This window comes from Streptomyces sp. WZ-12 (assembly GCF_028898845.1).
Classification (GTDB): domain Bacteria; phylum Actinomycetota; class Actinomycetes; order Streptomycetales; family Streptomycetaceae; genus Streptomyces.
In genome coordinates, this window is the sequence record NZ_CP118574.1 from 3,114,817 (window position 1) to 3,128,250 (window position 13,434).

14 protein-coding genes are annotated in these 13,434 nt (G+C 75.2%); 8 read left to right on the top strand and 6 right to left on the bottom strand.

What is annotated here, in order from left to right; genetic code table 11:
• The first annotated feature begins 9 nt into the window (after nt 1-9).
• Together glyA and PV796_RS12975 are read left to right on the top strand one after the other, a co-directional pair.
• Entirely contained in the window at nt 10-1,269 is a 1,260-nt protein-coding gene (gene glyA, locus PV796_RS12970) for a serine hydroxymethyltransferase (RefSeq protein WP_274913154.1), read from the top strand.
• A gap of 339 nt (nt 1,270-1,608) precedes the next feature.
• The gene (locus PV796_RS12975; RefSeq protein ID WP_274913156.1) at nt 1,609-2,991 is read left to right on the top strand and encodes an L-serine ammonia-lyase; all 1,383 of its coding nucleotides are present in this window, start codon (nt 1,609-1,611) and stop codon (nt 2,989-2,991) included.
• Between the two features lie 87 nt (nt 2,992-3,078).
• Here the strand turns inward: PV796_RS12975 and PV796_RS12980 are convergent, their stop codons facing one another.
• The 4 genes from PV796_RS12980 to PV796_RS12995 all read right to left on the bottom strand — a co-directional run bounded on the left by PV796_RS12980 (nt 3,079) and on the right by PV796_RS12995 (nt 5,721).
• Entirely contained in the window at nt 3,079-3,363 is a 285-nt protein-coding gene (locus PV796_RS12980) for a hypothetical protein (RefSeq protein WP_274913158.1), read from the bottom strand.
• 141 nt (nt 3,364-3,504) lie between these two features.
• Entirely contained in the window at nt 3,505-4,233 is a 729-nt protein-coding gene (locus tag PV796_RS12985; protein ID WP_274913159.1) for a phosphatase PAP2 family protein, read from the bottom strand.
• Nucleotides 4,230-4,889 carry a phosphatase PAP2 family protein gene (locus PV796_RS12990; protein ID WP_274913160.1) on the bottom strand — a complete coding sequence of 220 codons (660 nt, stop codon included), beginning with the start codon at nt 4,887-4,889 and terminating at the stop codon, nt 4,230-4,232. Before PV796_RS12990 ends, PV796_RS12985 begins: the two co-directional genes overlap by 4 nt.
• A 106-nt stretch (nt 4,890-4,995) precedes the next feature.
• Entirely contained in the window at nt 4,996-5,721 is a 726-nt protein-coding gene (locus PV796_RS12995) for a DedA family protein (RefSeq protein ID WP_274913162.1), read from the bottom strand.
• Between the two features lie 114 nt (nt 5,722-5,835).
• On the opposite strand from PV796_RS12995, the gene PV796_RS13000 reads away from it, so the two are divergent.
• The gene (locus PV796_RS13000; protein ID WP_274913163.1) at nt 5,836-6,285 is read left to right on the top strand and encodes a BlaI/MecI/CopY family transcriptional regulator; all 450 of its coding nucleotides are present in this window, start codon (nt 5,836-5,838) and stop codon (nt 6,283-6,285) included.
• On the top strand, nt 6,282-7,241 hold the full coding sequence (locus tag PV796_RS13005) for a M56 family metallopeptidase (protein ID WP_274913164.1): 960 nt from the start codon (nt 6,282-6,284) through the stop codon (nt 7,239-7,241). Before PV796_RS13000 ends, PV796_RS13005 begins: the two co-directional genes overlap by 4 nt.
• A 166-nt stretch (nt 7,242-7,407) precedes the next feature.
• Here the strand turns inward: PV796_RS13005 and PV796_RS13010 are convergent, their stop codons facing one another.
• Together PV796_RS13010 and PV796_RS13015 are read right to left on the bottom strand one after the other, a co-directional pair.
• Nucleotides 7,408-8,913: an ATP-binding protein gene (locus tag PV796_RS13010; protein ID WP_446750591.1), complete on the bottom strand. Its 1,506-nt coding sequence runs from the start codon at nt 8,911-8,913 to the stop codon at nt 7,408-7,410.
• 1 nt (nt 8,914) lies between these two features.
• Entirely contained in the window at nt 8,915-9,646 is a 732-nt protein-coding gene (locus PV796_RS13015) for a response regulator transcription factor (protein ID WP_274913165.1), read from the bottom strand.
• 283 nt (nt 9,647-9,929) lie between these two features.
• Between PV796_RS13015 and PV796_RS13020 the strand changes: the two genes are divergently transcribed.
• The 4 genes from PV796_RS13020 to PV796_RS13035 all read left to right on the top strand — a co-directional run bounded on the left by PV796_RS13020 (nt 9,930) and on the right by PV796_RS13035 (nt 13,421).
• Nucleotides 9,930-11,183 carry a glycosyltransferase gene (locus PV796_RS13020; protein ID WP_274913166.1) on the top strand — a complete coding sequence of 418 codons (1,254 nt, stop codon included), beginning with the start codon at nt 9,930-9,932 and terminating at the stop codon, nt 11,181-11,183.
• A 217-nt stretch (nt 11,184-11,400) separates the two neighbouring features.
• Nucleotides 11,401-11,955 (top strand): GH25 family lysozyme, encoded by a 555-nt coding sequence (locus tag PV796_RS13025; protein WP_274913168.1) that lies wholly within the window; start codon nt 11,401-11,403, stop codon nt 11,953-11,955.
• A gap of 99 nt (nt 11,956-12,054) precedes the next feature.
• Nucleotides 12,055-12,885, top strand: coding sequence for an ammonia-dependent NAD(+) synthetase (gene nadE / locus PV796_RS13030; protein ID WP_274913169.1), 831 nt, complete (start codon nt 12,055-12,057; stop codon nt 12,883-12,885).
• A gap of 173 nt (nt 12,886-13,058) precedes the next feature.
• Nucleotides 13,059-13,421 carry a hypothetical protein gene (locus PV796_RS13035; protein ID WP_274913170.1) on the top strand — a complete coding sequence of 121 codons (363 nt, stop codon included), beginning with the start codon at nt 13,059-13,061 and terminating at the stop codon, nt 13,419-13,421.
• Nucleotides 13,422-13,434 lie beyond the last annotated feature (13 nt).

Consider the following 13,434-nt stretch of genomic DNA (forward strand, 5'->3'; position numbering starts at 1 on the left):
GGAAGTCTCATGTCGCTTCTGAACAGCTCCCTGCACGAGCTCGACCCCGACGTCGCCGCCGCCGTCGACGCCGAGCTCCACCGTCAGCAGTCCACCCTCGAAATGATCGCGTCGGAGAACTTCGCTCCGGTCGCCGTCATGGAGGCCCAGGGCTCGGTCCTCACCAACAAGTACGCCGAGGGCTACCCGGGCCGCCGCTACTACGGCGGCTGCGAGCACGTCGACGTGGTCGAGCAGATCGCCATCGACCGGATCAAGGCGCTCTTCGGTGCCGAGGCCGCCAACGTCCAGCCGCACTCCGGCGCGCAGGCCAACGCCGCCGCGATGTTCGCGCTGATCAAGCCGGGCGACACCATCCTGGGTCTGAACCTCGCCCACGGTGGGCACCTCACCCACGGCATGAAGATCAACTTCTCCGGCAAGCTGTACAACGTGGTGCCCTACCACGTCGACGAGAAGACCAACCTGGTCGACATGGAGGAGGTCGAGCGCCTCGCCAAGGAGCACCGCCCGAAGCTGATCGTCGCCGGCTGGTCCGCCTACCCGCGCCAGCTCGACTTCGCCGCCTTCCGCCGGATCGCGGACGAGGTCGGCGCGTACCTGATGGTCGACATGGCGCACTTCGCCGGCCTGGTGGCCGCGGGCCTGCACCCCTCCCCGGTGCCGCACGCCCACGTCGTGACCACCACCACCCACAAGACGCTGGGCGGCCCCCGCGGCGGTGTCATCCTGTCCACCGCCGAGCTGGCCAAGAAGATCAACTCCGCGGTCTTCCCCGGTCAGCAGGGCGGCCCGCTGGAGCACGTGATCGCCGCCAAGGCGGTGTCCTTCAAGGTCGCCGCGTCGGAGGAGTTCAAGGAGCGCCAGCAGCGCACCCTGGAGGGCGCCCGGATCCTGGCCGAGCGCCTGGTCCAGGACGACGTCAAGGAGCACGGCGTCTCGGTGCTCTCCGGCGGCACCGACGTCCACCTCGTCCTGGTCGACCTGCGCGACTCCGAGCTCGACGGCCAGCAGGCCGAGGACCGCCTCCACGAGGTCGGCATCACCGTCAACCGCAACGCGATCCCGAACGACCCGCGGCCCCCGATGGTCACCTCCGGCCTGCGGATCGGCACCCCGGCCCTGGCCACCCGCGGCTTCACGGTCGAGGACTTCCGCGAGGTCGCCGACATCATCGCCGAGGCGCTCAAGCCCAGCTACGACCGCGAGGCGCTCCAGGCCCGGGTCACGGCGCTGGCCGAGAAGTACCCGCTGTACCCGTCGCTGTGACGAACCGGTCACCGGGGTGCCACGGCCCCCGGTGACCGAAGCGGCGGGCCGCCCTTCCGCGGCCCGCCGCCGCACCGCGCTCCGGGCCGAACTGCCCGGCCCGGAGCCGCCGTTGACCTCCCCGGACCGCCGGCCCCGACGGCCCCGCACCCCGCCGCCCGGCCGGCTTCACCGCCGCTGTTCTCCCGCCGGCCCTCCCGGCTTCTCCCGCCCGCCGCCTCCCGTCCGGCGGCAATCCCCGGCGAGCGGGTTACGCTCGACAGTCGGGCCGGAAACACCCCGTCCTGCCCCGATCTGCGCAACCGTCCAACCCCGAGCAGACAAGGGAGTACCGCCCCCGTGGCCATCTCCGTCTTCGACCTCTTCTCCATCGGCATCGGCCCGTCCAGCTCCCACACCGTCGGCCCGATGCGGGCCGCCCGGATGTTCGCCCGGCGGCTCAAGAAGGACGGTCTGCTCGCCCAGACGGTCTCGGTGCGCGCCGAACTCTTCGGCTCGCTCGGCGCCACCGGCCACGGCCACGGCACCCCCAAGGCGGTGCTGCTCGGTCTGGAGGGCCACTCCCCGCGCACCGTCGACGTCGAGTCCGCCGACGACGAGGTGGCGCGCATCCGCACCAGCGGCCGGCTGCGCCTCCTCGGCGCCGAGATAGGCAGCGCGCACGAGATCGACTTCGACGAGTCCACCGAGCTGATCCTGCACCGCCGCCGGTCGCTGCCGTACCACGCCAACGGCATGACCCTCTTCGCCTACGACGCCGCCGGCGCCCCGCTGCTGGAGAAGACCTACTACTCGGTGGGCGGCGGCTTCGTCGTCGACGAGGACGCGGTCGGCGAGGACCGGATCAAGCTGGACGACACCGTCCTGACCCACCCCTTCCGCACCGGCGACGAACTGCTGCGGCTCTCCCGGGAGACGGGCCTGTCCATCTCCGCGCTGATGCTGCAGAACGAGAAGGCGTGGCGCACCGAGGACGAGATCCGCGCCGGCCTGCTGGAGATCTGGCGGGTCATGCAGGGCTGCGTCGAGCGCGGCATGTCCCGCGAGGGCATCCTCCCCGGCGGCCTGAAGGTCCGCCGCCGGGCCGCCAACGCCGCCCGCGCGCTGCGCTCCGAGGGCGACGAGGCGGCCCGCGCCATGGAGTGGGTCACCCTCTACGCCATGGCCGTCAACGAGGAGAACGCCGCCGGCGGCCGGGTGGTGACCGCCCCCACCAACGGCGCGGCCGGCATCATCCCCGCCGTGCTGCACTACTACGTCAACTTCGTCCCCGGGGCGAACGAGGACGGCGTGGTCCGCTTCCTGCTCGCCGCCGGCGCGATCGGCATGCTCTTCAAGGAGAACGCCTCGATCTCCGGCGCCGAGGTCGGCTGCCAGGGCGAGGTCGGCTCGGCCTGCTCGATGGCGGCCGGCGGCCTGGCCGAGGTCCTCGGCGGCAGCCCCGAGCAGGTGGAGAACGCCGCCGAGATCGGCATGGAGCACAACCTCGGGCTGACCTGCGACCCGGTCGGCGGCCTGGTCCAGATCCCGTGCATCGAGCGCAACGGCATGGCCGCCGTGAAGGCCGTCACCGCGGCCCGGATGTCGCTGCGCGGCGACGGCCGCCACCACGTCTCCCTCGACAAGGTCATCAAGACCATGAAGGAGACCGGCGCCGACATGAGCGTCAAGTACAAGGAGACCGCCCGCGGCGGGCTCGCGGTGAACATCATCGAGTGCTGACCCGCGGCACTGCGCGCCCCGGGCGCCGGCAGGGAGGAACTCCCGCCGGCGCCCGGGGCGTTTGCGCGGGCCGCCGGCGGACCGGCCCTACCGCCCGATCTCCCAGGCGAACGGCGGGAGTTCGCAGGCCCGGACGTAGATGTCCAGGGCCTGGGCGGCGGGGACGAAGGGGTGGACGCGGGCGCCGTCGAGGCCGGGGAGCAGCCGGGCGCAGTGGTGGACGCAGCCGGCGACCTCCCGGCCGTGCTGGTCGACGAGGGTGGCGGCGTCGGGCGGACCGTCGCACGGGGTCGGGTCGGCGGGCGCGGCGGCGGGGCAACGGTGGGGGCCGCCCATCGGGGCGACCGGCGGGATGCTCGTCTGCTGCTTCATTGCGATCCCCCCAGGGCTTGCGCGGTCAACGGGTGCGGGCGCGGCACCGGCGGTGGCCGGGCGCGGCCTCCGGTGCTCAGCACAGTGGCTGCTCATCGCGGCCGAGGTCCATGCGGCCTTGGGCAAGACCTGGGCCGATCGTCAGCGATTCATGGGCAAGCTGCTCGGAGGGCTTGCGCGGCCCCCGTCGGGCGGCGGGACGACCAGGGGGTCGAGCAGCAGCGCGAGGGCGAGCAGGGCGGCGGCCAGCAGCCAGCCGGCCAGCACGTCGCCGGCCCAGTGGACGCCCAGGTAGACCCGGGTGAGGCCGACGCCGACGGCCCACAGGGCGAGCAGCGCGCACCAGGGGCGGCCGGTGCCGGGGCGGCTGCGGTGCAGCACGCCCCAGGCCAGCAGGCCGGCGGCCAGCGCGGAGGTGGTGGAGTGGCCGGAGGGGAAGGAGTAGCCGGTGGCGCCGCCGATCCAGTCCGCGGCCGGCGGCCGGGGGCGGGCGAGCAGCTCCATCAGGCCGTAGCGGACGGCCTGGCAGGCGGCGAGGACGAGCACCGCGCCGGCCGCCGCGCGGAGCCGGCCGCGGGCGTCGCGGGCGGCCAACAGGCCGGCGAGGAGCGCCATCAGGTAGGGGACGACGCCGGTGCCGGTGGCGGTCAGGGCGCTCGCCAGGGAGCGCAGCGGCTCCCCGCGGTGGGCCAGCGCCCAATGCAGCGCGCCCCGTTCGGGAGCGAACGGGGCGCCGTGCCGCGCGGCCGTGGTGACGGCCAGGGCGGCGAAGAGGGCGGCGAGGACGGCCGCCAGGACGAGCAGGTGCCTCGGGGGCGCACCGAAGCGCGGGCCGGTGGCCGGCTCCGGCGGCGCCCCCGAGGGCGTCACCGGGGGGACACCAGGGGGCGCAGCGGGGTCTCCAGTACGCGTTCGACGAGCGGGGCGGCCCGCCGGGCGAGCGGCATCAGGACCGCGGCCACCAGGGCGCCGACGATCAGGCCGACCAGCACGTCGTGCGGGTAGTGGGCGCCGACCCAGACCCGGGAGGCGCCCATCAGCAGCGCGGCCGGGATGGCGATGGCACCGAGCCGGCGGTCCAGCAGCAGCAGCGCGATGGCCGCGGAGGCGGCGATGACGGAGTGGTTGCTGGGGAAGGACCAGTCACCCATGGGCGGGCACGGCTCGACGGTGATGACGTCGTGCAGGGTCTGGCAGGGGCGCTGTTCGTGGAAGAAGCTCTTGATCACGTCGTTGGCCACGTAGGCCAGGACCACGATGACCGGGACGGCCAGCGCCATCGCCATCGTCACGGGGGCGGAGTACCGGCCCTCCCCCGGGCCCAGCCGGCGGCGGGAGCTGCCGCCGAGCCGCTGCCGGGCGCGCCACCAGCCGGCCAGCATCAACAGCGCGAAGACCCCCAGCCCGAAGTCGGTCCAGTAGGAGACCAGGACGTTGAGGAAGTGCGGCATGTCCTGGGCGAAGCCGGTTACGGACTTGTACAGGCCGCCGTCGATCGAGGCTCCGCCGAGGGCGAGGTCGGTCACTGGGCTTACTCCTTGGCGGGTCGATGCGTGGTGCGTGGGCTGGGGCTACCGGGCGGCCTCGATGGGCGCCGACCGCCGGTGTGCACCAGCAAGTGTGCCGGGTCGTTCAGGGTGCCGGTGGCGCGGTGGCGGGATCCGGCGCATCGGTGGGCTCCTCGTCCGACCCGCGGGACGCGCCGCGCCGGCGGGAACGGAGCACCTCCAGGGCGATCGGGGTCAGTGATGCCAGGACCACCAAGCCGACGACGGGCAGCAGGTAGCGGTCGACGTTGGGCACCGACGAGCCCAGCGCGTATCCCGCGAAGGTGAGGCCGAACGTCCAGATCAAGCCACCGATGATCTGCCAGAGGGCGAAGCTGCGGGCCGGCACGTTCAGGGCGCCGGCGAGCGGGTTGAGCACGGTGCGGACGATCGGCACGAAGCGGGCCAGCACGATCGCCTTGGCGTGGCCGTAGCGGGCGAGGTACTCCTCGGCGCGGGCGGCGCCCTCCTGCAGCTTGCGGGAGCGGCCGCGGGCGAGCAGGGCGCGGCCGCCGCGGCGGCCGATCCAGTAGCCGGTCTGCGAGCCGAGGAGCGTGCCGACCGCCGCGGCGGCCAACACCTGCGGCAGGGCGAGGTGGACGGCGCCGCCGACGCCGGGCGCGCACAGCAGCCCGGCGGTGAACAGCAGCGAGTCGCCGGGCAGGAAGAAGCCGACCAGGAGGCCGGTCTCGGCGAAGAGGACGACGGCGACCCCGAGCGCGCCGAAGGCGGCGAGCAGGGAGCCGGCGTCGAGGACGTTGACCGCCTGGGTGACGGTGTCGACGTGCAGTGCAGCGGCCGCTACGGCCATGTCAGTGGCCCCTCCCATAATGGGTTGTGGGCCTGCCGAGCGGCGGACCCACCGTCTACAGTTCCGTAGACGGTCTACGGAACTGTAGACGACGGAAAGGGTGGAGGCCGTTCCATGTCGGAGACACCACCCGCGCAGCGCCGCCCCGCCGGCGAGCTGGAGGCGAGCGTGCTGGCGGCCCTCTGGGCGGCCGGCGGCCCGCTGACCCCGGCCGAGGTGCAGGGCGAGCTGGACGGCCGGCTGGCCCGGACGACCGTCACCACCATCCTCAGCCGGCTGCACGACAAGGGCGCGGTCTCCCGCACCCGGGCCGGCCGCGGCTTCGCCTACTCCCCGATACACGACTCCGCCGGGCTCACCGCCCGGCGGATGCGCAGCGAGCTCGACAAGCAGGACGACCGCACCACCGCGCTCGCCCGCTTCGTCTCCGAGCTGACCACCGAGGACGAGCGACTGCTCCGCGCGCTGCTGGACGAGGCGGAGCCGGGGGATGCGGCTGCCGACGGCGCGGGCCCGCACGGCGCCGCCGACGGCCACCGCCCCGCACCCGGGGCCACGTCGTGATCTTCGCCGTCTGGGTCCCGCTGCTGATGCCGCTGCTGGCGGTGCCCGCCGCCCGCCGGCTCGCCGAGTCGCTGCCGCCGCGGGCGGCGGCCTGGCTGCTGACCGGCTGCGCCGCCGTGCTCGCCGCCTGCACGGCCGCGGCGCTCGGCCTGCTCGCGGTCGCCGGGGCGCTGCGGCTGCCGCCGGTCGCCGCCTTCGGCCACCTCCAGCGCGGGCTGCCGGGCACCGACGCGGTGGTGACCGTCCCGGCCGCCCCGATCGCCGGCGCGCTGCTGGCCTGCGGCGTGATCGCCGTCGCCCGCCGCGCGCTGCGGCACCGCGCCGAGCTGCGCGCCGCCCGGCGCGCCGCCGACGGCCACGCCCTCGCCGGCGACCTGTGCGTCCTGCCGGACGCGGTGCCCGACGCCTACGCCCTCCCCGGCCGCCCGGACCGGGTGGTGGTCACCGCCGGGATGCTGCGCGCGCTGCCGTCGGCCGAGCGGGAGGCCCTGTTCGCCCATGAGCGCGCTCATCTCGCCGGCCGCCACCACCTCTTCCTGCTGACCGTCGCGCTGGCCGCGGCCTGGCACCCGCTGCTGCGCGGCCTGCGCGCCCCGCTGGCGTACGCGCTGGAGCGCTGGGCGGACGAGGCCGCCGCCTCCCGGGTGGGCGACCGCCAGCTCACCGCCCGCGCGATCGGCCGCGCCGCGCTGGCGACCCGCACTCACCCCGCGGCCCCGCCCCGCCCCGGCCCCGCGCTCGCCGCGACGACCGGCCCGGTCCCCCGCCGCGTCGCCGCCCTGCTCGGCCCCGAGCCCCCGACGGCCCGCCCCCGCCGCGCCGTCCCCGGTGCCCACCGCCTGATAGCCGCCGCCCTACTGGCCTGCGTCGCCTTCTCCGCCGCGGGCGCGGTGGACGCCGCGGCCGACCTCCACCAGAACGTGGAAACGGCGCAGGGCGAGCATCCGGGGCGGTAGGGCGGAGCACGGAGCGGCGGACAGCCCCGCCGCTCCCCACCCGGCGCCCGGACCGCACGGCGCCCCGCGGACACCAGGGCGAGCCCGTCAACTCCCGCCCGGCGCCCGGCCGTTGGCGCCCCACGAGTGCACGGCACCCCGTAACGCCCCGCCACGGCAGGCCCGCTCACCCCACCGCGCCCCCGACCTCCTCCGCCCCTTCGTCGGCCGGCTCCGGGGCGTCCCTCGCGACCGTGAAGCCCAGGCGGGCGCCGCCGCCGGGGCGGGGAGCGGCGAAGGCCCGGCCGCCGTGGGTCAGGGCTATCTCACGGACGATGGCCAGGCCCAGGCCCGAGCCGGGGAGGCCGCGGGCGGCCGGGGCGCGGTAGAAGCGGTCGAAGACGTAGGGCAGGTCGCACTCGGCGATGCCGGGGCCGCGGTCGAGGACCTCGACGCGGGCGCCGGTGACCACCACCTCGATCGGCGCGGTCCCCTCGGCGTCGAACTTGGCGGCGTTCTCCAGGAGGTTGCCGACCGCCCGGTGCAGGGCGGCCGGGCGGCCCGCGACCACCGCCGGGCGGTCGGTGCGCACGGTGATCTCCCGGCCGGTGCGCCGGCGGGTCGCGGCCACCGCCCGCTCGACGACCTCGGCCAGGTGCACCTCGGACGCCGGGTCGTCGCCGTGCTGTCCGGCGGCCAGCGCGACCAACTCGTTGACGAGATCGGTCAGTTCGCGGGCCTCGCCGGACAGGTCGGCGAGGAGCTCCTCGCGGGCGTCCGGCGGCAGCTCGTCGAAGCGCTTGAGCAGCGAGATGTTGGTGCGCAGCGAGGTCAGCGGGGTGCGCAGCTCGTGCCCGGCGTCCTGGACGAGCCGCTGCTGGTCGCGGATCGCGACGGTCAGCCGGCCGAGCATGTCGTCGAAGGCCCGGCCGAGCCGGGCGACCTCGTCCCGGCCGGTCACCGGCACCTGCACATCGACCCGGCCGTGCCCGGCGACGCTCTCCGCGGCCGCGGTCAGATGGACCAGCCGCCCGGTGATCCGGCGGGCCAGCCACCAGCCGACGGCCCCGGCCAGCGCGATCACCCCGGCGGCCAGCAGCACGGTGCGCTGTTGGAGCGCGGCGAGCAGGTCCTCGGTGCCGCTGAACTTCTGGGCGACCTGGACGGCGCCGCGGCCGCCGCCGAGCGCCACCGTGGCGACGTGGTACTCCGTCTCGCCGACGACGGCGACCCGTTCCTCGAAGCGGCCGGCCTCCCGCTGGGCGGCCAGGCGGCGTTCGCCGTCGCCCACCGGGAGCGCGGGGCGCCCGGCCTCGGCGATCCGCCCGTCGGCGGTGAGCACCTGGACGTCTGTGCGGGTGGCGCCGGCCAGTTCGTCCCGCGGCCCGCCGGGGTCGCGGCCGGGGCCGGTGGCGTAGTCGGCGACCGTGTGCGGCTCCTGTTGCACCTGGGCCCGCAGGTCCTGGACGACCTCGGTGAAGAACGACTTCTCGTCCATCCGCACCAGCCGGGCCGCCGCGTCGTAGCTGAGGAACCCGACCAGCACCGTCACCCCGGCGGCGCCGGCGGCGAAGGCCAGCGCGAAGGAGGTGCGCAGGCTGGCCGGCTTACGGGCGCGCAGCCAGGCAGCCAGCCACCGGCGGACCCGGTGGGTCCCCGGCAGCCGGGCGGACGGACCGCGGCGCCCGGACACCTCAGTCCTCCCGGAGGACGTAGCCGACGCCGCGCACCGTGTGGATCAGCGGCCGGCTGCCCGGCACGTCCACCTTCCGCCGCAGATAGCCGACGTAGACCGCGAGGTTCTTCGAGCCGGGTCCGAAGTCGTAGCCCCATATCCGGTCGTAGATCGTCGAGTGGTCCAGGACGATCCCGGCATTCCGGGCCAGCAGCTCCAGCAGCTCGAACTCGGTGCGGGTCAGCTCCAGTTCGCGCTCCCCGCGCCAGGCGCGCCGCGAGGGGCCGTCGATCCGCAGGTCGGCCGCCTCGACGACGCCGCTCTCCGCGGCCCGGGCGTCGTACCCCTCGCCGGGCCCGGCGCCGTCGGCCGCCCGCGACGGCTGGGCGGTGCGCCGCAGCAGCGCCCGCAGCCGGGCGAAGACCTCCTCGATCTCGAACGGCTTGACCACGTAGTCGTCGGCGCCGGCGTCGAGTCCGGCGATCCGGTCCGCGGTCTCGACCCGGGCGGTGAGCATCAGGATCGGGGTGCGGTCCTGTTCGGCGCGGAGCACCTGGCAGACCTGGAGCCCGTCGATCCCCGGCATCATCACGTCCAGCAGGATCACGTCCGGCCGTTCGCGGTGGGCGGCGGCCAGCGCCTGGATGCCGTCGGCGACGGCGGTGACGCGGTAGCCCTCCAGGGTCAGCGCGCGTTCCAGCGCGGTGCGGATGGGGCGGTCGTCCTCGGCCAGCAGCACGGAGTGGGTCACCCGGCAAGTCTGCCAAGGCCCCCCTCCCTGGTGCGGGTCCCCCCGCGCGGCCGACCCCCGCCGGGCGCTTTCTTACCGCGCTCTCACCCGCGCTTACCGGCCTCTCACCCGGGGCACGCCCTCGGCTTACCCGCCCCCGGGACGGTGGCCGGTGCCGGACGGGCCGCCCACGGGACCGGCCGGCCGCCGCACGGACGGCCCGGCGCCGAGGGGGCCCGGGCGCCGATACCGACACCCGTGGCCGCGCCCCCGGAACACCTCGCAGAGACCCCGCACGACACCTATGAAGATCACTTTCCTGCTGCACAACGCGTACGCCGTCGGCGCCCCGCTGCGCGCCACCCTCGCGCTCGCCGCCGCGCTCGCCGACCGCCACGACGTCGAGCTGGTCTCGATGCTGCGCCACCGGGAGGTCCCGCGGTGCGCGGTGGACCCCCGGCTGCGCCTGGTGCCGCTGGTGGACACCCGGGTGGGCAGCGACGACATGGCGCACCCGCTGTTCGGCGCGCCCGCGCTGGACTTCCCGCGCGCCGATCCGCACCACCACCAGTACAGCCGGCTGGTCGACCTCCGGGCCGCGGAGTTCCTGCGCGGCACCGACGCCGACGTCCTCATCGGGACCCGGCCGGGCATCAACGCCTATCTGGCCCGCTTCGGCCCCCGCCGGGCCCTGCGGATCGGCCGGGTGCCGCTGCGGTACGACGCGCACGGCGCCCCGCTGCTGGCCGAACTCGTCGGCCCCTACCGGGCGTTGGACGCGCTGGTCACCACCACCGAGGCGGAGGCGGCCCATTGGCGGGCGCGGCTGTCGCTGCCCGGTGTGCGGGTGCTGGCGGTGCCGACCGTCGTCCCGCCGCCGGACGCCCCGCCGACCGGCCCGGACGCGGAACCGGCGGCGGCCCGCGCGGCGGAGCGGGGCGCGCCGACGCTCGTCGCGGCCGGCCCGCTCGTCCCCGGCGAGCGCTTCGACCTGCTCGTCGAGGCGTTCTCCGCGGTCTGCGCCCAACACCCGGGCTGGCGGCTGCGGATCCACGGCGAGGGCCCGGAACGCGCCCGGCTGCGCAGCCTGATCGACGGGCTGGGGCTGGCCGGGCGGGCGGAGTTGGCCGGGCCGCGGACGCCGGACGGGGCGGAGTTCGCGGGCGCGACGCTCGCCGCGTCGGCCTCCGACGCCGAGGCGTCCGGGCCGGCCCTGGCCGAGGCGATGCGGCGCGGCGTCCCGGTCGTCGGCATCGGCCGGCCGCCCGGCCCGACGGAGCTGCTCCAGGACGGCGGCGGGGGCGGGGTGTTGGTGCCGCCCGACGACGGACGAGCCCTGGTGGGGGCGCTGTTGGAGCTGGCCGAGGACCCGGAACGGCGCCGGGCGATGGCCACGGCCGCGCTGGAGAGTGCCCGCCGGCACGGCCCAGGGCAGGTCGCCGAGTGCTACCGGGCGCTGATCGCGGAGCTGCGCGCCACCCGCCGGGCCCGGTTCGTCCGCCGCGTGTTCAGCCTGGCCCTCGCCCCGGCGCCGGCCCGCAGAAACGAACGAAGCTGAAACGGCCGGACGAACAGGACCGGTCCACCCACCCGTCCCTCCCACCCCACACACCCCAACCGCGCCTCACGTCACCAACTCGCCGGCGCCGTCGGGAACTTCGGCGCGGCAATCTGGCGTCTCCGGTCGTGAACATGCTGAACTGCTGAGGGGGCGACTGCCGCTTCGCGCAGATGACGCTTCGCTTTTCCGTAGGTCCGACGGCAGGAGGCCGCTCATGCTGCACGGTGTCGATGTCAGCTCCTACAACACCGGATATTCCGCCACGGGACTGGACTTCGTCCTGATCAAGGCGACCGAGGGCCGCTCCTACGTCAATCCGCACCAGTCGGCGCAGGCGGCGCGGGCCCGCGAGGCGGGGGCCGTGGTCGGCTTCTACCACTTCCTGTGGCCGGGCAACATCGCCGCCCAGGCCCGCTACTTCGTGGAGAGGTGCGCGTCGGCGCACGGCGACGTCCTGGCCGCGGACTGGGAGACCACCGGCGCCGGCTCCTACGCCAGCAACGCGCAGAAGGACCAGTTCCTCCAGGAGGTCAAGAAGCTGCGCCCCACCCACCGGGTGCTGCTCTACTGCAACCGCGACTTCTGGCTGCACCGTGACACCACCTCGTACGCCGCGGACGGGCTGTGGATCGCCGACTACGTCGCGGCCGGGCACCCGCGGATCAAGGCGAAGTGGCGGATCCACCAGTACACCGACACCCCGCTGGACAAGAACGTCGCCTCCTTCGGCAGCAGGGCCGAGCTCAAGAAGTGGGCGCACCCCGCATAAACTTCTCGGGCAGTACCCCGATACGCCTGGCCGACACCGCGCGCGACCCGATCCCGCGGTGGGTGAACAGCGCGTGACGAAGAGCGTGAAGGAGCACCCGTGACGGACCCGGCGGCCAAGGCCCTGCAGCAGGAGATAGCCCAGGAACTCCGGGTGACCGCGGAGTTCGACGCCGCCCGGGAGATCGAGCGCCGGGTGTCCTTCCTCACAGCGCAGCTCACCTCCACGGGGCTGCGCTCCCTGGTGCTGGGGATCAGCGGCGGGGTCGACTCCACCACCACGGGTCGGCTCTGCCAGCTCGCCGTGGAGCGGGCCCGCGCCGAGGGGCACGACGCGACGTTCTTCGCGATGCGGCTGCCCTACGGGGTGCAGGCGGACGAGAAGGACGCCCAACGGGCGCTGGACTTCATCCGCGCCGACCGCCTGCTGACCGTCGACGTCCGGCCGGCCAGCGATGCCGCGCTGGCCTCCGCGCTGGACGGCGGCGTCGCCTTCCGCGACGCCCACCAACAGGACTTCGTGCACGGCAACATCAAGGCCCGCCAGCGCATGATCGCCCAGTACGCGGTGGCGGGCGCGGAGGCCGGCCTGGTGGTGGGCACCGACCACGCCGCCGAGGCGGTCTCCGGCTTCTTCACCAAGTTCGGCGACGGCGCGGCCGACGTGGTCCCGCTGACCGGGCTGACCAAGCGCCGGGTGCGCGCCGTCGCCCGAGCCCTGGGCGCCCCCGCCGAACTGGTCGAGAAGGTCCCGACGGCCGACCTGGAGACCCTCGACCCGGGCAAGCCCGACGAGGACGCGCTGGGCGTCAGCTACGACCAGATCGACGACTTCCTGGAGGGCGAGCCGGTCGAGGAGGCCGCGTTCGAGGCGATCGTCCGGCGCTACCGCCTCACCGCCCACAAGCGGGCGCTGCCGATCGCTCCCTGACGGCGGGCGGGCCCACCGCGCCCGCCCGGCACCGTCCCGTCACACGACGGCCAGGCGACGGTCATCGCCGCGGTGCTAAACCATGGCCCGCAGCGGGCATGCATCCGGCCATGGGAAGCCACGAAGTGCGATCGGAAGATCAACTGTCAGTGGGGCCGCCTACTCTCCACGGTATGGGTGACGCACGCCTGCACGAACTCCAGACCGCGCTGACCGCTGCCTGTGACCTCGCCTCCGCGCTGCACTCGGCGCCGACCCGGCAGGACGCCGACGAGCTCGTCGACGTCCTCCGCCGGGCGCTGAGCGCCGCCAGCTCGCTGGGCGGACCCACCCCCGGCCCGACGGGCTGCGCCCTGCATCCCAACGGCGCGGTGGATCCCCTGCACGGCGACCCCGAGGACCCACTGCCCCCGGGCTACGGCAAGTGCCTGCTGTGCAACGACCGCAGGCGCCGGGCGGACGCCCACCCCGGGCACGTCCGCCCGATCGCCCGCCGGCGCCCGCATCCGGACTGGCACCGTCGGCTCAGCGCATAGGGCCCGCCCCGGC

Coding starts and splice junctions, on each gene's coding strand:
- glyA (WP_274913154.1), top strand. CDS start 10: ATGTCGCTTCTGAACAGCTCCCTGCACGAGCTCGACCCCGACGTCGCC.
- PV796_RS12980 (WP_274913158.1), bottom strand. CDS start 3,363: ATGAAGCAGCAGACGAGCATCCCGCCGGTCGCCCCGATGGGCGGCCCC.
- PV796_RS12995 (WP_274913162.1), bottom strand. CDS start 5,721: ATGGCCGTAGCGGCCGCTGCACTGCACGTCGACACCGTCACCCAGGCG.
- PV796_RS13000 (WP_274913163.1), top strand. CDS start 5,836: ATGTCGGAGACACCACCCGCGCAGCGCCGCCCCGCCGGCGAGCTGGAG.
- PV796_RS13020 (WP_274913166.1), top strand. CDS start 9,930: ATGAAGATCACTTTCCTGCTGCACAACGCGTACGCCGTCGGCGCCCCG.
- PV796_RS13025 (WP_274913168.1), top strand. CDS start 11,401: ATGCTGCACGGTGTCGATGTCAGCTCCTACAACACCGGATATTCCGCC.
- PV796_RS13035 (WP_274913170.1), top strand. CDS start 13,059: ATGGGTGACGCACGCCTGCACGAACTCCAGACCGCGCTGACCGCTGCC.